This is a genomic window from Ectothiorhodospira shaposhnikovii (assembly GCF_016584105.1).
Taxonomy (GTDB): domain Bacteria; phylum Pseudomonadota; class Gammaproteobacteria; order Ectothiorhodospirales; family Ectothiorhodospiraceae; genus Ectothiorhodospira; species Ectothiorhodospira shaposhnikovii.
The window spans coordinates 39,913-59,759 of sequence record NZ_NRSM01000012.1 but is presented as its reverse complement, the minus strand read 5'-3'; the positions used below and the strand labels follow the sequence as shown (position 1 = coordinate 59,759).

At 64.2% G+C, this 19,847-nt stretch carries 19 protein-coding genes; 9 read left to right on the top strand and 10 right to left on the bottom strand.

What is annotated here, in order from left to right; translation table 11 throughout:
- Positions 1 to 39 precede the first annotated feature (39 nt).
- The 7 genes from tal to CKO35_RS08575 form a co-directional block, all read right to left on the bottom strand.
- Complete coding sequence (tal, locus tag CKO35_RS08605) at positions 40 to 1,164, bottom strand: transaldolase (RefSeq protein WP_200174732.1); 1,125 nt, start codon at positions 1,162 to 1,164, stop codon at positions 40 to 42.
- Positions 1,165 to 1,219: 55 nt separating this feature from the next.
- Positions 1,220 to 2,011: a 16S rRNA (adenine(1518)-N(6)/adenine(1519)-N(6))-dimethyltransferase RsmA gene (gene rsmA, locus CKO35_RS08600; protein ID WP_200174726.1), complete on the bottom strand. Its 792-nt coding sequence runs from the start codon at positions 2,009 to 2,011 to the stop codon at positions 1,220 to 1,222.
- A 26-nt stretch (positions 2,012 to 2,037) separates the two neighbouring features.
- Positions 2,038 to 2,367, bottom strand: a complete 330-nt coding sequence (locus tag CKO35_RS08595; RefSeq protein WP_200174715.1) for a DUF4156 domain-containing protein — start codon at positions 2,365 to 2,367, stop codon at positions 2,038 to 2,040.
- Positions 2,368 to 2,391: 24 nt separating this feature from the next.
- Positions 2,392 to 3,393 carry a 4-hydroxythreonine-4-phosphate dehydrogenase PdxA gene (gene pdxA / locus CKO35_RS08590; RefSeq protein ID WP_200174713.1) on the bottom strand — a complete coding sequence of 334 codons (1,002 nt, stop codon included), beginning with the start codon at positions 3,391 to 3,393 and terminating at the stop codon, positions 2,392 to 2,394.
- Complete coding sequence (locus CKO35_RS08585; protein WP_200174712.1) at positions 3,390 to 4,733, bottom strand: peptidylprolyl isomerase; 1,344 nt, start codon at positions 4,731 to 4,733, stop codon at positions 3,390 to 3,392. The genes pdxA and CKO35_RS08585 overlap by 4 nt, the downstream gene beginning before the upstream one ends.
- Positions 4,717 to 6,903 (bottom strand): LPS-assembly protein LptD, encoded by a 2,187-nt coding sequence (locus CKO35_RS08580; RefSeq protein WP_200174710.1) that lies wholly within the window; start codon positions 6,901 to 6,903, stop codon positions 4,717 to 4,719. Before CKO35_RS08580 ends, CKO35_RS08585 begins: the two co-directional genes overlap by 17 nt.
- A gap of 150 nt (positions 6,904 to 7,053) precedes the next feature.
- Positions 7,054 to 7,707, bottom strand: coding sequence for an adenylate kinase (locus tag CKO35_RS08575; RefSeq protein ID WP_200174707.1), 654 nt, complete (start codon positions 7,705 to 7,707; stop codon positions 7,054 to 7,056).
- Positions 7,708 to 7,884: 177 nt separating this feature from the next.
- Between CKO35_RS08575 and ppa the strand changes: the two genes are divergently transcribed.
- The 9 genes from ppa (at position 7,885) to lipB (ending at position 16,585) form a co-directional block, all read left to right on the top strand.
- Complete coding sequence (gene ppa / locus CKO35_RS08570; RefSeq protein ID WP_200174705.1) at positions 7,885 to 8,418, top strand: inorganic diphosphatase; 534 nt, start codon at positions 7,885 to 7,887, stop codon at positions 8,416 to 8,418.
- Between the two features lie 115 nt (positions 8,419 to 8,533).
- Positions 8,534 to 10,387: a penicillin-binding protein 2 gene (gene mrdA / locus CKO35_RS08565; RefSeq protein ID WP_200174697.1), complete on the top strand. Its 1,854-nt coding sequence runs from the start codon at positions 8,534 to 8,536 to the stop codon at positions 10,385 to 10,387.
- Entirely contained in the window at positions 10,387 to 11,502 is a 1,116-nt protein-coding gene (gene rodA / locus CKO35_RS08560) for a rod shape-determining protein RodA (RefSeq protein ID WP_200174689.1), read from the top strand. Before mrdA ends, rodA begins: the two co-directional genes overlap by 1 nt.
- Positions 11,502 to 12,569: a lytic murein transglycosylase B gene (gene mltB / locus CKO35_RS08555; RefSeq protein WP_200174687.1), complete on the top strand. Its 1,068-nt coding sequence runs from the start codon at positions 11,502 to 11,504 to the stop codon at positions 12,567 to 12,569. Before rodA ends, mltB begins: the two co-directional genes overlap by 1 nt.
- A 14-nt stretch (positions 12,570 to 12,583) precedes the next feature.
- The gene (locus CKO35_RS08550; protein ID WP_200174866.1) at positions 12,584 to 13,432 is read left to right on the top strand and encodes a septal ring lytic transglycosylase RlpA family protein; all 849 of its coding nucleotides are present in this window, start codon (positions 12,584 to 12,586) and stop codon (positions 13,430 to 13,432) included.
- 87 nt (positions 13,433 to 13,519) lie between these two features.
- Entirely contained in the window at positions 13,520 to 14,689 is a 1,170-nt protein-coding gene (locus CKO35_RS08545; RefSeq protein ID WP_200174686.1) for a D-alanyl-D-alanine carboxypeptidase family protein, read from the top strand.
- Positions 14,690 to 14,824: 135 nt separating this feature from the next.
- Complete coding sequence (locus tag CKO35_RS08540) at positions 14,825 to 15,676, top strand: D-amino acid aminotransferase (protein ID WP_200174685.1); 852 nt, start codon at positions 14,825 to 14,827, stop codon at positions 15,674 to 15,676.
- The gene (locus tag CKO35_RS08535; protein ID WP_200174683.1) at positions 15,676 to 15,945 is read left to right on the top strand and encodes a YbeD family protein; all 270 of its coding nucleotides are present in this window, start codon (positions 15,676 to 15,678) and stop codon (positions 15,943 to 15,945) included. Before CKO35_RS08540 ends, CKO35_RS08535 begins: the two co-directional genes overlap by 1 nt.
- A 10-nt stretch (positions 15,946 to 15,955) precedes the next feature.
- A complete protein-coding gene (gene lipB / locus CKO35_RS08530; RefSeq protein WP_200174681.1) occupies positions 15,956 to 16,585 on the top strand; it encodes a lipoyl(octanoyl) transferase LipB in 630 nt (209 codons plus the stop codon).
- Here the strand turns inward: lipB and prmC are convergent.
- The 3 genes from prmC to hemA are packed head-to-tail and all read right to left on the bottom strand — an operon-like array spanning position 16,572 to position 19,785.
- On the bottom strand, positions 16,572 to 17,423 hold the full coding sequence (prmC, locus tag CKO35_RS08525; protein WP_242467106.1) for a peptide chain release factor N(5)-glutamine methyltransferase: 852 nt from the start codon (positions 17,421 to 17,423) through the stop codon (positions 16,572 to 16,574). The genes lipB and prmC overlap by 14 nt on opposite strands.
- Before the next feature lie 8 nt (positions 17,424 to 17,431).
- Positions 17,432 to 18,514 (bottom strand): peptide chain release factor 1, encoded by a 1,083-nt coding sequence (gene prfA, locus CKO35_RS08520; protein ID WP_200174679.1) that lies wholly within the window; start codon positions 18,512 to 18,514, stop codon positions 17,432 to 17,434.
- Positions 18,511 to 19,785, bottom strand: a complete 1,275-nt coding sequence (gene hemA, locus CKO35_RS08515) for a glutamyl-tRNA reductase (protein ID WP_200174677.1) — start codon at positions 19,783 to 19,785, stop codon at positions 18,511 to 18,513. Before hemA ends, prfA begins: the two co-directional genes overlap by 4 nt.
- Positions 19,786 to 19,847: the final 62 nt, after the last annotated feature.

Below are 19,847 nucleotides of genomic sequence, written 5' to 3'. Positions count from 1 at the left end.
CAGACAACCCTGGAGAAGCACCATCCAGTCTACGGCTCCTCAGGCCATCAGACGGCTGCGCTTCTCTTCCAGCCCCTGAATCAGGTGGGCAAAGGCTTCGGCAAAGGTCTGAACGCCCTCGGCTTCCAGACGGTCGGTGACGCTTTCCAGGTCGATGCCCAGGTCGGGCAGCCCCTGAATCAGGGCGCGGGCCTGTTCCTGTCCTTCGGTCAGGGTCAGGGCCGGGTTGCCGTGATCCCTGAAGGCATCATAGGTGGCCGGCGGCAGGGTATTCACCGTGTCGGGGCCGATCAGCGAGTCCACATAGAGGACATCGCTGTAGGCGGGGTTCTTGGTGCCGGTACTGGCCCACAGCAGCCGCTGGGGTTGGGCGCCGGCCCGGGCCAGCCGTTGCCAGCGCTCGCTGTCGCGGACCTGCTGGAAGTGGGCATGGGCCAGTCTGGCATTGGCGATGGCCAGCAGACCCTGCATGTGTTCCACCGGACGGCCCTCGCGGATGCGCTCTTCCAGCAGGGCGTCCAGGGCCGTGTCCACCCGGCTGACGAAGAAGCTGGCCACGGAGGCGATGGAGCTCACCGGCTCGCCCCGGTCCAGGCGGGTTTCCAGGCCCTTGAGGAAGGCCTCCAGCACCGCCTGATAGCGGGTGACGGAGAACAGCAGGGTGACGTTGACGTTGATGCCGGCGGCGGTCAGCTGCTCGATGGCGGCCAGGCCGGGCAGGGTGCCGGGCACCTTGATCATGAGGTTGGCCCGATCCACCTGGGCGGCCAGTTCCAGGGCCTCGCGCACGGTGCCCTCGGTGTCGAAGGCCAGTTCCGGGGAGACTTCCAGGCTGACGAAACCGTCACGTCCGTCGGTGTCGTGATAGGTCTGGGCAAAGGCGTCGGCGGCCGCCCGAAGATCGCGGATGGCGAGCTGGTAGAACAGGGCCTGGGTGGTCAGGTCCGGAGACCGGGTCAGGCAGTCCCGGATCGCGGTATCGTAGAGATCGCTGCCGGTGATGGCCTTGTCGAAAATGGCGGGGTTGGAGGTCAGACCGCCCAGACCGTCCTCCCGGATCAGGCGATCCAGCCCCCCGGAGGCCATGAGGTCACTGCGGATGTAATCGTACCAGACGCTCTGGCCCAGTTCTCTCAAGCGAAGCAGCGGATTGTGTTCTGCCATTGTATCCTCGCCGATGGCGGATAAAGATGCATTGTAACCCCTCAGGGGGGCCGGCTTAAGTGCGGCTGGCGGCCACTTCGTTGGCCAGGCGGACGAATTCCTCCACCGACAGGGTCTCCGGGCGCCGGGCGGGATCGATGTCCGCCGCCGTCATGGCGGCGGGTTCCGCCAGCCCCTGCAGGGCATTGCGCAGGGTCTTGCGTCGACGGGTGAAGCCCTGGTGGACCAGGGCGGCAAACAGGGCCTCGTCCCGGGCGGGGCAGGGCAGGGTCTCCCAGGGCACCAGCCTGACCACGGCGGAATCCACCCGCGGCGGCGGGCGGAAGGCTCCCGGGCCGACATGGAACAGGGATTCGGCCCGGCAGCGATACTGCACCATGATCCCCAGGCGCCCGTATTCGGATGTGCCTGGACGGGCGGTCAGCCGATCCACGACTTCCTTTTGCAGCAGGAAATGCATGTCCTGGATGCCATCGGCCCATTTCAGCAGGTGAAAGATCAGGGGGGTGGAGATGTTGTAGGGCAGGTTGCCGATCACCCGCAGCTTGCGGCCGGCGGGCACCGGCACCGTGCCGAAATCGAACTTCAGGGCATCGGCGGCATGCACGACGAGTTCACCGGCATCGGCATACTCCGTTTGCAGACGGGGAATCAGGTCCCGGTCCAGTTCCACCACATGCAGTTGCCGGCAGCGCGTCAGCACGGGCCGGGTGATGGCGCCCATGCCGGGACCGATCTCCAGCAGGCTCTGTCCCGGCTGGGGATCGATGGCCCCGACGATGCGCCCGATGATGCCGGGGTCATGGAGGAAGTGCTGGCCGAAACGCTTTCTGGGGGCGTGTTCCACTGGGGTGGGGATCTCCGGAGGGCCTGTCAGCGGATGCAGCGATAGACGTCATAGCCCCGTCGCCCTTCCCGCAGGGGGCCACGGGGGACCAGGGTGTCGCCACCCATCTCGGCGGCGGCATTGCGGGCGGCATGGTCCACTTCCTGGGCCAGCTTTTCCGGGGGGCGCTTGATGATGCCGACCTTTTCAGCGACGCTGGCCGAAGTGCTGCCGACGCGTTCGCAGTTGGTCACATCCTGGGCATCCAGGATGCGGACCCGTTCACCGCCGGGGGTGAGCTTGACGAAGGTACAGCCGCCCAGCAGCAGGGTCAGAGTCAGCAGGGACAGGGTGCCGATGCGCATGGCTCGGGACATGGGAAGATTCCTCGGGACGGATGGTCAGGATGATCTTTGTTCGGCCAGGTGGATGGCCAGGGACAGGGCCTCCACGAAACTGCCGACCTCGGCCCGGCCGGTACCGGCCAGTTCCAGGGCGGTGCCATGGTCCACCGAGGTGCGGATGATGGGCAACCCCAGGGTGATGTTCACGGCCCGACCGAAGCCGGCATGCTTGAGAACCGGCAGCCCCTGGTCATGATACATGGCCAGCACCGCGTCTGCCTCGCGCAGATAGCGCTCGGTGAACAGGGTGTCGGCGGGCAGGGGGCCGCGCAGGTCCATGCCCTCGGCGCGCAGTTGTTCCAGCACCGGGGTGATGACCCGGATCTCCTCGTCCCCCAGATGGCCGCCCTCGCCCGCGTGGGGGTTGAGGCCGCAGACCAGGATGCGGGGTCTGGGCAAGCCGAAACGCTCCCGAAGATCCTGGTGCAGCACCCGCAGCACGCTCAGGAGTCGTACCGGGGTGATCTCGGCGGCCACCCTGGACAGGGGCAGATGGGTGGTGGCCAGAGCCACCCTCAGGCTGCCGGCGGCCAGCATCATCACCGGCATGGGGGCGCGGCAGCGCTCGGCCAGATATTCCGTGTGCCCGGTGAATGGAATGCCCGCAGTGTTGATGACCCCCTTGTGCACTGGTCCGGTGACCAGGGCGTCAAAGGTGCCGGTCATGCAGCCGTCGGCGGCCCGGCGCAGGGTCTGCAGCACATAGTCCCCGTTGGCCGGATCCAGATGGCCGGCCTTGACGGGATGGGCAACGAAGCAGTCACTGACGATGCTCAGGCAGCCTGGAAGGTCGGGCCGGGCGGGGCTGTCCGGGTTCAGGGGGGACAGGGTGAGGGGCAGGCCCAGGGCCGCCGCCCGTTCCTGCAGCACCACGGGGTCGCCGATCACGACCCGCTGGGCCGGACAGGGCTGCTGGGCCAGCATGGCCACCAGATCCGGGCCGATGCCCGCCGGTTCTCCCGGGGTGATGGCAATGCGGGGGATGGGGTGGGGCATCATCGTTCCGGTGGTGCAATGGGGGCGGTCGGGCCACCCAGGGCCAGCCTGTCCAGGCGCAGTTCCACGAAGGACTCGTCCCGCAGTCGGCGCAGCCACAGTTCCAGTTCATCGTCACGCTTGCGATCCCGGATGATTTCCCTGGCCTGGGCGCGCATCAGCTCCCGGGAGCCATCATGGTCCCGTCGCTCCAGCACCTCAAGGATGTGCCAGCCGAACGGGGAGCGGAAGGGTTCGCTGACCCGCCCCGGGGGCTGGCGGTCCATGATGTCCTCGAACTGGGGCACCAGATCACCGGGATCGGTCCAGCCCAGTTCACCGCCCCGCAGGGCGCTGCCCCGGTCGTCGGAGTGGGCGCGGGCCAGTTCGGCGAAGTCCGCACCGTCCTGGATGCGGCTGCGCAGGCTGGACAGGCGCTCCAGGGCTTCTTCGCTGCTCAGCACCTCGGTGGGGGTGATGAGGATGTGGCGTACCCGGGTCTGACGGATCTGGCTGCGTGTCCCGCCACGCCGTTCCGCCAGCTTGATGATGTGGAAGCCGGACGGGGAGCGGATCACCTCGCTGACCTCGCCTTCCCGCATCAGGACCACATGACGGGCGAACAGGGTGGGCACCTGGGATGCGTTGCGCCAGCCCAGGTCGCCGCCGTCCAGGGCGTGCTGACCGGCGGATTCCCGCAGGGCCAGGGCGGTGAAGTCGGCTCCACCGGCGGCTTCCTCGCGGATCTTCAGGGCCTGTTCCCGGGCCGCCTGGATCCTGTCGGGGGTTGCCCCCTCGGGGATGGAAACCAGCAGATGCAGCAGGCGATATTCCACGTCCCTGTCGATGGCACCGCTTTCACTGGCGATGAGGTCGTCGATTTCCTGTTCACTGATCTGGATGCGGCTGTCCACTTGGCGACGGCGGAGCTGGTTGATGGCCAGTTCATCGCGGATCTGCTCCCGGAAGGCAGGAAAATCCATGCCGTCGGCCACCAGCCGGTCACGGAATTCGGCCAGGGTCATGCGGTTTTCCCGGGCGATGTTTTCCATTGCGTTGTTCAGGGTGATGTCGTCGATGCGGATGCCGATGCGGCGTGCCTCCTGCAGCTGAAGGCGCTCCAGGATCAGGCGGTCCAGAACCGGGCGGACCAGCACCTCCCGGGGCGGGGCCTGGCCGTCGCGGGCGGCCAGTTGCTGCCCGATCTCATCCATGCGCTGCAGCAGTTCGCTTTGCATGATGACGTCTTCTTCCACTACGGCGATGATTCGGTCCATCAGCCGCCCGTCTTCCGGCGCCTGGGCACCGACGCCGGTGGCCCAGGCCAGGACCAGGAGGATCAGCAGTCTAGTAATCAGTTTCATAACCCAGCACGCCCTCGCTCAGCAGATCACCCAGGCCGGTGCCCAGGCTGCCGAGTCCCTTGAGGATAAGTTGAAAATAGATTCCGTCATTGTACTCTCCCGTGGCGCCGTCGTTGAGGAACCGGCGGGAAACGATGCGGAAGGCCCAGCAGCAACTCTTGTATTCCAGGCCCGCCAGGACTTCCAGGTCGCGGTCATCCTCCAGACTGTAGGCCCAGCGTCCCACCGCATCCCAGTGCCGGGACAGTGGCCAGGCAAAGGAAAGGTCCACCTGCTCCAGCAGTTCCTCCCGGTAGCGGTGCCCCAGGTTGATCACACGACGACCATCTACCCGGTATTGAAGGTGAGTGGAGGAACGTTCAATTTGTTCCCTGCGCGGATCCCACTGGGCGCCGGCACGGGCTGTCCAGCGATCACCGAGGCGGGCGCCCAGCTCGCCGACCAGGGAGGAACTGCCTTGGCTTTCCGTTGCTGTACCTTGACCTCGCAACTGAACCCGTCTGTCATCAAAGTACTGGATTTGCCCAAGACTGGCGCGCATGAACTCCGATCCGGTGTCGCTGCTGATGACTCGGGTGGTGAGGGCCACGGTGACCTGGTTTGCATCCGCGATCCGGTCCGGGCCGCTGAAACGGTGGTCCCTGAACATCTGGTCGAAGCTGAAGTCGAACATCGCGGTATCGAACAGGGGAATGTCGTCCTGATCTCGATAGGGCGTATAGAGATAGTAAAGGCGGGGCTCCAGGGTCTGGATATTGCCGCCCTTTAGGGGGCGGTCCAGAAACAGCCCGCTGTCAAGGCTCATGATGGGGACCTCGCGGCTGAGTGAGCCGGGAACCCCCGCAGCCTGGTCTTCAAGATCGTAGTGAGTGAACCGGTATTTCAGGGTGGGGGTCAGGAACCAGGCTGTTCCCATGAAAGGTTTGCTCACTTCGGACAGCAGGTCGGTGCGACGGGCGGTCACCGTGCCATCCCGCTCGAAAGCGACCCATTCGGCGCGCATGCCGTAGTTGACGCCCCCGGCCTGCAGAGGCCATCGGCCCTGGTATAGCAGCTGGGGGAGTCGCTTGTAGGGGCGGCTGGTGCTTGACAGTGTCTCGTCAACCGTCTGGAAGTCCTGGACCCTTCCCAGCAGACTCCAGGTGGATTGTCTGTATACAAGATCGGCCCGTCGTTCCAGGTGGGTGATGCTGGTATCGTCCAGGGAGTCACCCAGGTCACGAAAATACCGCGGGTCGGAGACGTCGCTGCCTGACACGTTAAAGTGCAGCCGGGGGCTGATGCGCCATTCATGGTCCCAGGCCACCAGGGTCCGGTCATCGCCGTAACTCGTGTCGTTGGGGAGGTGATCCAGATGGAGCCGACCCCGGTTGCTGGGGTTCAGATAGCGAAATTCCGACATCAGCATGGCGCCCCGGGTATCCATGAGCCTCAATCCCAGGGTGGCATCCCGGTGGGGGGCCAGATTCAGATAGAACGGGATCGTCAGATCGACGCCGGTATTGTCCGAGGTGCCGAAACTGGGGGGCAGCAGGCCGGATTTCCGGCGGTCGTCGATGGGAAAGGTGATCCAGGGTGTATAGAGCAGGGGCACGCCCTGGAACCGCAGCAGTACATTCCGGGCGCTGCCCTGGCCGCTTTCCTGATTCAGCTGGACATGGCTTGCACTGAGCAGCCAGTGATCATGGCCTGGGTCGCAGGTGGTGTAGGTGGCTCCCTCCAGATACAGCCTCTCATGGCCACGGGGCTCCAATGCCCTGGCTTCACCCCGGGCACGACGGGGATCATAGCGATAGCGGGCGTTTTCGAAACGGCCGGTTTCCGAATCCAGATGCAGAAACCCCCTGGGACTCTCCAGAAACAGCCCCGTGTCGGTCTGGAAGCGGACATTGCCCTCGGTTTCCAGGAAGGACCGCGCTTCTTCATAAATGATGCGATCCGCCTGCAGGATACGGCCCTGGTCATAGAGTTCGACACTGCCCTCAAGACGGGACGCCCCCTCCCGATCGATGAAGGCCTGGTCGGCAAAGAAGCGGGCCTGACTGTCCCGGGGGAACGGGTAGTCCAGCGACTGCGGCTGGTAGCGGCACAGGGAAAGGTCGCCGGCTTGGGCCGTGGTGACGCAGCAGATGATCAGAAGGCACTGGTGCAGGGCGTTGCGAGGATTCATGGGCGGATATGCGCCGCACCCAAACTGGATGCTCCCCGTGGCGAGATGCCTGGGTGAATCGGACCGGAAACCATGTGAATGATGAGGATAGGCATCAAGAGTGAGGGCGGCCCCGGGACATGCGCAATGTCCAGGGGCCGAATGGGGAACTTACTGACGCGTGGACTCAAGCACCGCGGAGACTGCCTTGTAGATGGACTCGATCTCACCCTCACCCTTCACCGTCTGCAGCAGGCTGCGTTCACTGTAATACTGCACCAGGGGACGGGTCTGGTCTTCGTAGACCTTGAGGCGCTTGCCGATGGTTTCCTCGTTGTCGTCCGCACGGTGGGTGAGTTCACCACCGCAGACATCGCACACGCCTTCTTTCCGGGAGGGGTTGGTGTGGCGGTTGAACACGGCGCCGCAGGAGCCGCAGGTCTGGCGGCCGGTGAGGCGCTGCATCAGGTTGTCGAAGTCCACGTCGATGAGCAGGGCCACGTCCAGCGGTTTGCCCAGTTCCTTGAGCAGGTCATCCAGGGCCCCGGCCTGGGCCAGGTTGCGGGGGAAGCCGTCCAGGATATACCCCTGCTGGGTATCCGGCATCGCCAGACGTTCACGGATCATGCCCAGGACGATATCATCGGTCACCAGCTGGCCTGCGTCCATGGCGGCCTTGGCCTGCTGGCCCAGGGGCGTTCCGGCGGAAACGGCAGCGCGCAGGAGATCCCCGGTGGAGATCTGAGGCACCTTGTAACGCTCCATGATCAGCTTGGACTGGGTTCCCTTGCCGGATCCCGGTGCGCCCAGAAGCACGATACGCATGGCATTTCCTCTTTAGATATAGGCGTGTATTGCATGGGTTATAAAGACATTAGGCGGAAACTTATACCTGCTCAAGTGTGCGGCACGCAAGCACCCCCCGCGCGAGATGTCTTTTCGCCGGCCGGGTTGCCGTTATAATGCCGCCTCCTGATTCACAACTCCCTTGGGCCTGATCCAATGAACATCGACAAGATCTCCGCAGGCAAAGACCTGCCCAATGACATCAACGTGATCATCGAGATTCCTGCTTACGCCTCGCCGGTCAAGTACGAGGTGGACAAGGACAGCGGTGCCCTGCTGGTGGATCGCTTCATGGCCAGCCCCATGTTTTACCCCTGCAACTACGGTTTCGTGCCCCACACCCTGTCCGATGACGGGGATCCGGTGGATGTGCTGGTCATGACTCCCTTCCCGGTGGTCAGCGGCAGCGTGATCCGTTGCCGTCCCGTGGGCATGCTGAAGATGACCGACGAGGCGGGCGAGGATGCCAAGCTGCTGGCGGTGCCCGTGTCCAAGCTGTCCCGGGAATATGACCACATCCAGGGTCCTGGTGATGTCCCTGCGTTGCTGCTGGACCAGATCAAGCACTTCTTCGAGCATTACAAGGAACTGGAACCCGGCAAGTGGGTGAAGGTCGAAGGCTGGGTCGGCGTTGACGAGGCCAGGGCGGAGATCGAGAATTCCGTGAAGCGTTATCAGGCCCAGGCCTGATCATGGCGTTGGGGAGTCAGATGGTCTCCCCAACTCTTTACCCGCAGTTTCAGGCACGCCGGCCCCCCGCAACCCCCTCCTGCCCGTGTGGCCATGAGTCTTCCGGATCAAGGGCATGTCGTCGCGTCAACCCATCAAGAATCAACATCAAGAGCAGCGCCTGTTCCTGGCCCGGATCATCACCCTGGGCGTCATCATCGTTCTGCTGTTCGGTCTTGTCGGGGTGCGGCTGACACAGTTGCAGGTGGTCAACCATTCCCATTTTTCCACCCTGTCCCAGAACAATCGGGTGCGGCTGGAGGCCCTGCCTCCTCCCAGGGGGCTGATTTATGACCGTAACGGGGTATTGCTGGCGGAGAACCGACCGGCCTATCAGCTGGAGGTGATTCTGGAGCAGGTGGACAACCTGCAGGATACCCTTGACCGCCTGTCGACGCTGCTGGATCTGGATGCCTCCGAAATCGACCGTTTTCGTCGCTCCCTGCGGGGCAAGCGCCCCTTCCAGGCGGTACCGCTCAAGCTCAATCTCACCGATGAGGAACTGGCCAATTTTGCCGTCAACCGGCACCTGTTCCCCGGGGTGGATGTGCAGGCCCGGGTGGCGCGCCACTACCCCCATGGCGAGGCCCTGGCCCATGTCATCGGCTATGTGGGGCGCATCGACGAACGGGAACTGGCGCGCATCGATTCCCGTCGCTACGCCGGCACCACCCATATCGGCAAGCTGGGAGTGGAACGCTATTACGAGGATCAACTGCATGGTCAGGTAGGGCATCAGAAGGTGGAGGTGAATGCCCAGGGTCGAATTCTTCGGGTACTGGAGCGGGAGCCACCTGTGCCGGGGCGTGACCTGGTGCTGAGCCTGGATGTGCGTCTGCAGGCTGTGGCCCAGGAGGCCCTGGACGGCATGGCCGGCGCCATCGTCGCCATGGACCCCCGCAACGGTGAGGTTCTGGCCATGGTCAGCATGCCTACCTTCGATCCGAATCTGTTCGTGCACGGGATTCCGGTCCGCACTTTCCAGGATTTGCGCAATAACCGGCGCCAGCCCCTGTTCAACCGTGCCCTCTCCGGCCAGTACCCGCCCGGTTCCACCCTGAAGATGCTGGTGGGTCTGGCGGGGCTTGAGCATGGGGTGATCCGGGCGGATCGCATGATGTTCGCCGCCGGCTATTACACCCTGCCCAACGACACTCGGCGCTATCGGGACTGGCGCCGGCACGGTCATGGCTGGGTGGACCTGGACAAGGCCATCACCCAGTCATCCGACGTGTATTTCTACGACATGTCCTACCGGCTGGGGATCGATCGCATGTCGGAGTTTCTGGGGCGTTTCGGGGTGGGGGAGGCCACGGGTATCGACAGTACGGGAGAACGCCGAGGTCTGTTGCCCAGCCGGGAATGGAAGCGAGGTGCCCATGGCATGCCCTGGTTCCCGGGCGAGACCCTGATCACCTCCATCGGTCAAGGTTACATGCTGGCCACACCCATGCAGCTGGCTTCCATCAGCAGTACCCTGGCCATGCGGGGGCAGCGGGTACGTCCCCATCTGTTGCGCGGTGTGCTGGGCGAGGACGGCGAGGAGCTGCATGTGGCCGAACCGGAATTCCCGCCGCCGGTACAGGTGTCCCGTTCGGAGCATTGGGACCAGGTCCTGATTCCGATGGAGCACGTCATGCACCGACCCAACGGTACGGCGTACCAGTCCGCGGGACGGGATGCCCTCTACCGCATTGCCGGCAAGACCGGGACGTCACAGGTGTTCGGGTTGGCGGATGACGAGGAATATGACGAGGCATCGGTGGCCAAACATCTGAGGGATCATGCCTTGTTCATCGGCTTTGCCCCGGCGGATGATCCCCGGATTGCGGTGGCGGTGCTGGTGGAGAATGGCGGCAGCGGCGGTCGGGTGGCGGCGCCGGTGGCCCGCAAGGTGATGGACTATTTCATGCTGGAGATAACCCCCTGATGCTGAACGGCACCGCGGAAGAGCACGGGTTGGGGCGCGCCATTGTCCGTGCCCTGCATCTGGACCTCTTGTTGTTGGGTGGGGTGGCGTTGTTGCTGGCGATGGGCTTTGTGGTCCTCTACAGCGCCAGTGGGGAAAATCTGGATACCCTGTATCGCCAGGGGGTGCGGGTGGGCATTGCCTTCACCATATTGATGGTGATGGCCCAGATCCCGGCGCATCACCTGCGTCAATGGTCGCCGTGGGTGTATGCCGCCGGGATCCTGCTGTTGCTGGGCGTGATGCTCTTCGGTGAGGTGGGCAAGGGGGCGCAACGGTGGCTGGATCTGGGCGTGGTGCGTTTCCAGCCCTCCGAATTCATGAAGATCGCCGTGCCCATGACGGTGGCCTGGTATTTTGCCGACCGTCCCCTGCCGCCCCGCTTTCTGGAAGTGGTGGCGGCCGGTCTGCTGGTCATGGTGCCGGCAGTGCTCATCGCCAAGCAGCCGGATCTGGGCACCGCGTTGCTGGTGGCGGGTTCCGGTCTGGTGATCATTTTTCTGGCCGGGGTGCGTTGGCGCATCCTCATGGGACTGGGCGCCCTGGCCCTGGTGGCGGCGCCGGTATTGTGGCATTTCATGCAGGATTATCAGCGACGGCGGGTGCTCACGTTGCTGAACCCGGAGAGCGATCCCCTCGGGGCCGGTTACCACATCATCCAGTCCAAGATCGCCATCGGTTCCGGCGGACTCTACGGCAAGGGCTGGCTCAACGGTACCCAGTCCCAGCTTGAGTTCCTGCCGGAGCGTTCCACCGACTTCATCTTTGCCGTCTATGCCGAGGAGTTCGGACTGATGGGCGTACTGTTGCTGCTGTCCCTTTACCTGTTGGTGATCCTGCGTGGGCTGACCATTGCCCTGCGGGCCCAGGATACCTACTCGCGCCTGCTGGCCGGCAGTCTGAGCTTCACCTTTTTCGTCTATGTGTTCGTCAATATGGGCATGGTGTCGGGATTGTTGCCGGTGGTTGGGGTGCCCTTGCCCCTGTTCAGTTACGGCGGTACGTCCATGGTGACCCTGATGGCGGCTTTCGGTATTCTCATGTCCATCAACTCCCATCGCAGACTACTTGCCTGATGACTTCCCTGAGCGCTTCTTCAGTGCCTTTCCACCGTCGCATATCCTTCCTGCTGTTGATAGGGTTGCTGCTGGGTATCTGCGGCCAGGCCGGGGCCAACCCGCTCGGTCTGGTGGCCGGCGATCCGCCTTACCTTGAGCGTGATGACGTCCGGGAGTTCATCCGCACCCTGGCCGCGGAAGATGGTTTCGATGCCCTAGAACTGGAGCGCCTGTTTGCCGAAGCCACGCCGCAGCAGCGGGTCCTGGATCTGATTTCCACCCCGGCGGAGGCCCGGCCCTGGAAGGATTACCGCCCGATCTTCCTCACCGAGCAGCGGATCCGCGCCGGAGAGCGGTTCTGGCAGGAACACGAGGCGACCATCCTGCGTGCCCAGGAGGCCTTCCAGGTCAATGCGGAGATCATTGTCGCCATCATCGGCGTGGAAACCTTCTACGGACGCCATCAAGGTACCTTCCCGGTGCTGGATGCCCTGGTGACCCTGGGTTTTGACTACCCGCCCCGGGCGAATTTCTTCCGCTCCGAACTACGCCACTACCTTCATCTGGTGCGGGAGGAAAGGCTGGACCTGCGCGGTACGCTGGGTTCCTATGCGGGGGCCATGGGCCGGGGGCAGTTCATCTCTTCCAGTTATCGTGAGTATGCCGTGGACTTCAGCGGCGACGGTCGCCGCGATCTGCTCAATTCCTGGCCCGATGCCATCGGCAGCGTGGCCAATTACTTCCGCCGCCATCACTGGGCCATGGGGGAGCCCGTGGTGGTGCGGGCCCGGGTGGAGGGGGATGCCTACAAGTCCCTGGTCGGGGGCGGTTACCAGGCCCGGTATGGTCTCGATGAACTGGCCCGTCATGGCATCGTGCCGGAAGGGCGTGTGGCGCCGGATGCCCGCTTTTCGGTGATCGAACTGCAGGCGGAGGAGGGGACCCAGGTCTGGCTGGGTTACGGGAATTTCTACGTCATCACCCGCTACAACCGCAGCCCCCTCTATGCCATGGCGGTGTATGAGCTGGCCCGGGAGATCCGCAAGGCCCGGGAACAGGCCCTGGCGGATGGTGGGATGCGGTGATCCGGCACGACGCCATGCGTCTCCTGCCGCTTCTCCTGCTGTCGTTGATCCTGGCTGCCTGCAGCGGCAGCCGTGGTCCAGCTCCTGTTTCCGGCTACATACCTGAAGATCGGGATGGTGCCCCCCATCCCGGCCAGATCCCCGACCTTTCCCGGATTCCCGAGCCGGTGCCCCGGGCCGAGCCCCCGAGCCGTTACGGCAATCCGGAGTCCTATGTGGTGTTCGGACGGCGCTACACCACCCTGAGCAGCGCGGAGGGGTATCGTGAGCGCGGCGTGGCCTCCTGGTACGGGACCAAGTTCCATGGCCGGCGCACCTCCAGTGGCGAGCCCTACGACATGTTCGCCATGACGGCGGCCCATACATCATTGCCCCTGCCCACCTATGTGCGGGTAACCAACCTGGAAAACGGCCGCAGCGTGGTGGTACGGGTGAATGACCGGGGCCCGTTCGTGGACAATCGCATCATCGACCTTTCCTATGCGGCGGCCCATCGCATCGGCATGCTGGATCGGGGCACGGCGCGGGTGGAGGTCAAGGCCCTGATTCCCGGACAGTCCGGGCCGGATGTCATCCAGGCAGGGTGGGTGGAGCCGACATCACCCGCCGGGCCGTCCGAATCCGGCCTGGCCGGGCCCGTGTTTCTGCAGGTGGGCGCCTTTTCCAGCCGCGTGAATGCGGAGCAGTTGCGCGATCGCCTGCATGCCCGGTTGGAGCAGGTGGCCGTCCTGGAGACTCGCCAGGCCGACACCACCCTTTACCGGGTGCGCATCGGCCCCCTTACGGATGTACGCAGCAAGCGGGATACGGTCCGGATCCTTCAATCCATGGGGCTTGGCGACTATCGGGTCGTCTCCGATTGAACCCCTTTGCATCCGGGGTGTCCCTGGTGTGTTACCCTTTTCCGTACGAAGATCAAATCCGTCGGTTTTACAGCCCCTGAAGATGCCATGATGCCAAGAATCGTCGTCAGCGTTCTGTTGCTTGCCCTCCTGTTGCCCGGACTGGCCGCCGCCAACCTGCGTGTTTCCCCTCCCTCGGATCTGACTGCCCGCAACTACGTGGTGCTGGATGCGGTCAGTGGCATGGTGCTTGCTGAGCGTGCGTCCAATGAGCGGGTGGAACCCGCCAGTCTCACCAAAATCATGACCGCCTATATCGTCTTCAAGGAGCTGCAGGACGGCCGGCTGGCCTTGAATGAACGGGTGGACGTGAGTGAGCGGGCCTGGCGTACCGGCATGCGGGGCGCATCGCGCATGTTCATCGAGGTGAATACCCAGGTAGGGGTGGAGGAGCTGATCCGGGGCATGATCGTGCAGTCCGGCAACGATGCCTGCGTCGCCCTGGCGGAGCGCATCGCCGGCACGGAAGGGGCTTTCGTGGACATGATGAATGCCCAGGCCCGCGCCCTGGGGATGTACGATACCCAGTTCCAGAACAGCCATGGCCTGCCCAGTGAAACACCCCAGTACACCACCGCCCAAGACATTGCCGTGCTGATGCAGGCCCTGATCCGGAATTTCCCCGAATACTATCCCTATTATTCCGAGCGCAGCTTCGCCTTCAACGGTATTTCCCAGTCCAACCGCAACATCCTGTTGTGGCGCGATGATTCCGTGGATGGGGGCAAAACCGGGTGGACCAGCAGCGCCGGTTATAACCTGGTGTCTTCCGCCCAGCGGGACGGCATGCGCCTGGTGGCCGCCGTCATGGGTATCCAGGCCGGTGATCACGAACAGGGTGGACGTATTCGCGCCAATGAGTCCCAGGCCCTGTTCAACTGGGGCTTCAGGCAGTTCGAGGGCCACAAACTTTATGACGGCGGGCGGACCCTGACTGAAGCCCGGGTCTACAAGGGGGAACAGAACAAGGTTCCGCTGGGACTGGTGCAGGATCTTTACGTAACCATTCCCAGAGGCAGTTATGAGCGTCTCCAGGCCGAGATTTCCCTGGGCAGCAAGCTGGAGGCCCCCATCGAGCAGGGACGTGCCCATGGTGAACTGCGCATCATGCTGGATGGCGAGCCTCTGCGGGTGCTGCCTCTGGTGGCGTTGCAGGGCGTCGAGGAGGGTGGCTTGTTCCGGCGCCTGATCGACGGTGCCTTGATGTGGATTCGTTAAGAATGTTCTGAGCAAGTCTTTTACGCGCAAGCGGAAAATCCAGTGACCGCATGGACATTCCGCCACTCCCGCCATGGCGGGAGTGGCGGTGGCGTACTTGTTCAGTGTTCCCCTAACCTTCGGGTGGTTCAAGACATGATCATCTATCTCAATGGCGAGTTCGTTCCGGAAACCCAGGCCCGGGTGTCCGTGTTCGACCGGGGTTTTCTTTTCGGTGATGGGATCTATGAGGTGATCCCGGTCTTCGGTGGCCATCCGCTGCGCCTTGCGGAACACCTGGAGCGCCTGGAGCGCAGCCTGGCCGAGGTGCGCATCGTGAATCCCCTTGATCGGTCGGGCTGGAAGGCGTTGTTCACGGCCCTGCTGGAGAAAAACCCGGGCGGGGACCGCAGTCTCTATGTCCAGGTGACCCGGGGCGAGGCTCGCCGTGATCATGCGTTCCCGACCGGCGTCCGGCCCACGGTCTTTGCCATGGTCAACCCCATTGCACCCCGGAATCCGGCAATGCTGGAGCAGGGGGTGGCGGCGGTGGTGATGGACGACCATCGCTGGTCCCGCTGCGACATCAAGGCCATCACCCTGCTGCCCAACGTGCTGGCCCGTCAGGAGGCGCTGGATGCCGGGGCGACGGAAGCCATCCTGATCCGTCATGGACTGGCAACGGAAGGGGCTGCCAGCAACCTGTTCGTGGTGGGAGACGGGGTTATCGTCACCCCGCCCAAGGACCGGTCCCTTCTGCCCGGCATCACCCGGGATCTGGTGGTGGAACTGGCCCAGGAGGCCGGGTTGCCATTGATGGAATCAGCCATTCCCGAGCAGTCCCTGCGGGTGGCCGAGGAGATATGGCTGACCAGTTCCACCCGGGAGATCCTGCCTGTCACCCGTCTGGATGGCCGGCCGGTGGGGACGGGAGTCCCCGGCCCGGTCTGGCGGCGGGTTCATGATCTGTATCAGGATTACAAGTTGCGGTTGCGGGAGGGCGCGTGATGCAAACGCCTGAAGGGATGGGATTGCAGTTCCCTTGCCAGTTCCCGGTGAAGGTTTTTGGGGCTTCGGTACCGGAACTGGGAGAACGGGTGCGGGCCATCGTCGTCAAGCACGTGCCGGATATCCGGGAATCGGATATCTCCATGCGCGCCTCCAAGGGTGGGCGCTATCAGGCCATTACCATCCGTGTGCATGCCCAAAGCCAGGCGCAGATGGATGCCCTGTATCTTGAGCTCAATGCCTGCGAGCTGGTCCAGATGACCCTCTGAGTCAGCTCTGATGTCCGCCATACTGGTTCGCCGTCTGGGGCGTCGGGACTACGAGTCCACCTGGCGGCAGATGCAGGTCTTCACCGATACCCGGGATGACGCCACCGCCGACGAATTCTGGCAGGTGGAGCATCCTCCGGTATTCACCCTGGGGCTCAACGGCAAGCCGGAGCACGTGCTCGATCCCGGGGACATTCCGGTGATTCCGGTGGACCGGGGAGGGCAGGTGACCTACCACGGACCTGGTCAGGTGGTGATCTACACCCTGCTGGATCTGCGGCGCTCGGGTCTGGGGGTGAGGGCCCTGGTGAACGCGCTGGAGTCGGCGGTGATCGATTATCTGGCGACCCGGGGCATCACCGCCCGGGCCAGGCCGGATGCGCCGGGGGTCTACGTGGATGGGGCCAAGATTGCCGCCCTGGGGCTGCGGGTCAGACGGGGAGGCAGTTATCACGGTCTGGCCTTCAATCTCGATCCTGACCTGTCCGCCTTTGACCGCATCAATCCCTGCGGCTACCGGGGCCTGGCGACCACCTCGCTGGCGGCGCTGGGCGTGCGGACGGACTGGGGGCTGGCGGCACAGGGGCTGACGGACGCCTTGTCACAGCGTTTGCAAAGACCGGTGGTTATCGCCCCATGATACCCAGTGTCACCCGGTCCCTGCCTGCCAGATCCCGCACTGTGTCCACTTCGGTAAACCCCCGCTGCTCCAGCAGCGCCCGCACGGCCTCGCCTTGATCCATTCCATGTTCCAGCAGTAATGCGCCGCCTGGTCCGAGATGCCCGGGGGCCTGCTCGATGATCCGGCGGATGTCCGTCAGCCCGTCCGGCCCGGAAGCCAGGGCAGAGAGAGGTTCAAAGCGCAGGTCACCCTGTACCAGATGGGGGTCTGCTTCGGCGATATAGGGCGGGTTGGAGACGATGAGGTCGAACTGCTCACCGGCCAGTGGCTCGAACCAGCTGCCCTGTCGGCATTCCACCTGTGCTTCCAGACCGAGCCGCGCCACGTTTTCCCGTGCCACTGCCAGTGCTTCGGGCGAGCGATCAACGGCAACGATGCGGCATTGGGGGCGCTCCACGGCCAGGGCCAGGGCAATGGCGCCCGTGCCCGTGCCCAGGTCCGCCAGCCGGACCGGCAGGTCTTCGGGTAGCCGCGACAGGGTCGCCTCCACCAGGGTTTCGGTATCGGGGCGGGGGATCAGCACCCCGGGGCGGACCGTGAGGTTCAGGGACCAGAATTCCCGGCAGCCCAGCAGGTAGCTGACCGGCTCGCCCTCGCCGCGGCGTCGTATCAGGGCCCTGAAGCCTGCCAGGGCGTCCGGGTCTTCCAGGATGTCATCACCATGGGCATAAAGCCAGCCGCGGTCCTTGCCCAGGACATGGGCCAGCAGCAGCTCGGCTTCCAGGCGGGGGGCGTCCCCTTGGGCCAGGGCGGATCTTGCCTCGACCAGCAGGGCCTTGAGGGTAACGGCGGGCAAGGCTGGCTTCAGTCCGCCAGGGCGGCCAGCTGTTCCGCCTGATGCTCGTTCACCAGCGGATTGATGACCGGATCCAGATCCCCGGCCATGATGGCCTCCAGCTTGTAGAGGGTCAGATTGATGCGATGGTCCGTGACCCGCCCCTGGGGGAAGTTGTAGGTGCGGATGCGCTCGGAGCGATCCCCGCTGCCCACCAGACTCTTGCGGGTGGCGCTCTGTTCCTGGAAGCGGCGGGTTTCTTCCATTTCGATCAGTTTGGCGGCCAACAGGCTCATGGCCCGCGCCTTGTTCTTGTGCTGGGAGCGCTCGTCCTGGCATTCCACCACCAGGCCGGTGGGCAGGTGGGTGAGACGCACGGCGGAATCGGTACGGTTGACGTGCTGGCCGCCGGCGCCGCTGGCCCGGTAGGTGTCGATGCGCAGGTCCGCCGGGTTGATCTCGGGGATTTCCATTTCGTCCGGCTCCGGCATCACGGCGACGGTGGCAGCGGAGGTGTGAATGCGGCCCTGGGATTCGGTCTCGGGAACCCGCTGTACCCGGTGGGCGCCGGACTCGAACTTGAGCCGGGAATAGACCCCGCGCCCGATGATGCGAACGATCACCTCCCGGTAACCGCCGTGTTCGCCCTCGCTTTCGGAGAGCGGCTCCACCTGCCAGCCACGACTCTCCGCATAGCGGCTGTACATGCGAAACAGGTCGCCGGCGAAGATGGCGGCCTCGTCCCCGCCGGTGCCGGCGCGGATTTCCAGGAAGGTGTTATTTTCGTCGTGGGGATCTTTCGGGATCAGGTGCCGCTGCAGGTCAAGTTCCAGGGCCTGCAGCCGGGACGATACCGCCGGGATCTCTTCCTCGGCCATGGCTCGCAGGTCCGGGTCCGGGTCCCGGGCCATCTGGCGGGCGGCTTCCAGTTCATCCAGGGCGGCGGCATAGTCCTTCCAGCTCTGGACCACCGGCTCCAGCTGGCTGTATTCCATGGAATAGCGGCGAAAACGGTCCTGATCCCCGATGACCTGCGGGTCAGCCAGCAGGCCACTGAGTTCCTCGAAACGATCCGCGATATCTTCAAGTTTGCGGCGAATGGAGTCTTTCACGAATGAATCTTGTCGGTGTGACTCGGCAGCTTGAAGAGGGCGTGGGCCGCATCCACCAGTTCCAGGCGGCCTTCGCGGGCGGCCTCATTCATGGTGTGACAGGGGTCATGCAGCAGTTTGTTGGTGAGGGTGTGGGCCAGAAAGGACAGGGCCTCTTCCGGTGACTTGCCGGCGGCCACCATCTGGTTGGCCTTTTCCAGCACTTCCATTTGCAGGCCATGGGCCTTGTCGCGGAAGGCGCAGATGGTGCTCACCGCGCTCTGGGCCTGCAACCAGCCCATGAAGGTACTGACCTGGGATTCAATGATCTCCTCCGCCTGGCGCGCCGCTTCGCGGCGGGACTGGAGGTTTTCCTGGATGACCTCTTCCAGGTCGTCCACGGTGTAGAGGAAGACGTTGTCCAGGTTGCCCACCTCGGGTTCGATGTCCCGGGGCACGGCGATGTCCACCATGAACATGGGGCGGCGCTTGCGGGCCTTGAGGGCACGCTCCACGGCGCCCTTGCCCAGGATCGGCAGGGGGCTGGCGGTGGAGGAAATGAGGATGTCGGCCTCCGCCAGACGGGCGGGGATCTCGGACAGGGTGATGACCTCGGCGTCGAACTCACTGGCCAGAACCTTGGCCCGTTCCACCGTACGGTTGGCGACGATGATGCGGCCGATCTGATTGCTGTGCAGATGTCGGGCTGCCAGTTCGATGGTTTCACCGGCGCCGATCATGAGGGCGGTGAGGGGCTTCATGTCGCCCCAGATCTGCTTGGCCAGGGAGACGGCGGCAAAGGCCACCGAGACCGGGCTGGAGCCGATGGCGGTGGAGGTGCGTACGTTCTTGGCCACCGAGAAGGCGTGCTGGAACAGGCGGCCCAGCTGGCGGCCCAGGGTGCCGGCGGCACCGGCGCTCTGATAGGAACCCTTGAGCTGACCCAGGATCTGGGGTTCGCCCAGCACCAGGGAGTCCAGGCCGCAGGCCACGCGCAGCAGGTGCTTGACCGTGTCGGCCTCTGAGTGACGGTAGATGTAAGGCTGGATTTCCCCTGGCTTGAGGCGGTGGAAGTCCGCCATCCAGTGCAGTACCCGGTCCATTGGCTGGTGGGCCTCGGAACGGAAGTAGATCTCCGTCCGGTTGCAGGTGGACAGGATTGCCGCCTCGTCCACCGGAGTGGAGCGGGTCAGGCCGGTGAGGGCCTCGTCCATGCGGTCCGGGGAGAACACGACCCGTTCGCGAATTCCCACCGGGGCGGATTTATGATTGACTCCGAGAGTAAAAAGCATCGCACGTGAGGACCTGTGGAATAGCGTATTCTGCGCCAGCATTGAAGTCATGACAAGATGTC

What these genes read in the sequence shown, in the direction of transcription:
- tal (WP_200174732.1), bottom strand. Translation starts at nt 1,164, where the DNA reads ATGGCAGAACACAATCCGCTGCTTCGCTTGAGAGAACTGGGCCAGAGC.
- CKO35_RS08595 (WP_200174715.1), bottom strand. Translation starts at nt 2,367, where the DNA reads ATGTCCCGAGCCATGCGCATCGGCACCCTGTCCCTGCTGACTCTGACC.
- pdxA (WP_200174713.1), bottom strand. Translation starts at nt 3,393, where the DNA reads ATGATGCCCCACCCCATCCCCCGCATTGCCATCACCCCGGGAGAACCG.
- CKO35_RS08585 (WP_200174712.1), bottom strand. Translation starts at nt 4,733, where the DNA reads ATGAAACTGATTACTAGACTGCTGATCCTCCTGGTCCTGGCCTGGGCC.
- CKO35_RS08580 (WP_200174710.1), bottom strand. Translation starts at nt 6,903, where the DNA reads ATGAATCCTCGCAACGCCCTGCACCAGTGCCTTCTGATCATCTGCTGC.
- CKO35_RS08575 (WP_200174707.1), bottom strand. Translation starts at nt 7,707, where the DNA reads ATGCGTATCGTGCTTCTGGGCGCACCGGGATCCGGCAAGGGAACCCAG.
- ppa (WP_200174705.1), top strand. Translation starts at nt 7,885, where the DNA reads ATGAACATCGACAAGATCTCCGCAGGCAAAGACCTGCCCAATGACATC.
- mrdA (WP_200174697.1), top strand. Translation starts at nt 8,534, where the DNA reads ATGTCGTCGCGTCAACCCATCAAGAATCAACATCAAGAGCAGCGCCTG.
- rodA (WP_200174689.1), top strand. Translation starts at nt 10,387, where the DNA reads ATGCTGAACGGCACCGCGGAAGAGCACGGGTTGGGGCGCGCCATTGTC.
- mltB (WP_200174687.1), top strand. Translation starts at nt 11,502, where the DNA reads ATGACTTCCCTGAGCGCTTCTTCAGTGCCTTTCCACCGTCGCATATCC.
- CKO35_RS08550 (WP_200174866.1), top strand. Translation starts at nt 12,584, where the DNA reads ATGCGTCTCCTGCCGCTTCTCCTGCTGTCGTTGATCCTGGCTGCCTGC.
- CKO35_RS08545 (WP_200174686.1), top strand. Translation starts at nt 13,520, where the DNA reads ATGATGCCAAGAATCGTCGTCAGCGTTCTGTTGCTTGCCCTCCTGTTG.
- CKO35_RS08540 (WP_200174685.1), top strand. Translation starts at nt 14,825, where the DNA reads ATGATCATCTATCTCAATGGCGAGTTCGTTCCGGAAACCCAGGCCCGG.
- CKO35_RS08535 (WP_200174683.1), top strand. Translation starts at nt 15,676, where the DNA reads ATGCAAACGCCTGAAGGGATGGGATTGCAGTTCCCTTGCCAGTTCCCG.
- lipB (WP_200174681.1), top strand. Translation starts at nt 15,956, where the DNA reads ATGTCCGCCATACTGGTTCGCCGTCTGGGGCGTCGGGACTACGAGTCC.
- hemA (WP_200174677.1), bottom strand. Translation starts at nt 19,785, where the DNA reads ATGCTTTTTACTCTCGGAGTCAATCATAAATCCGCCCCGGTGGGAATT.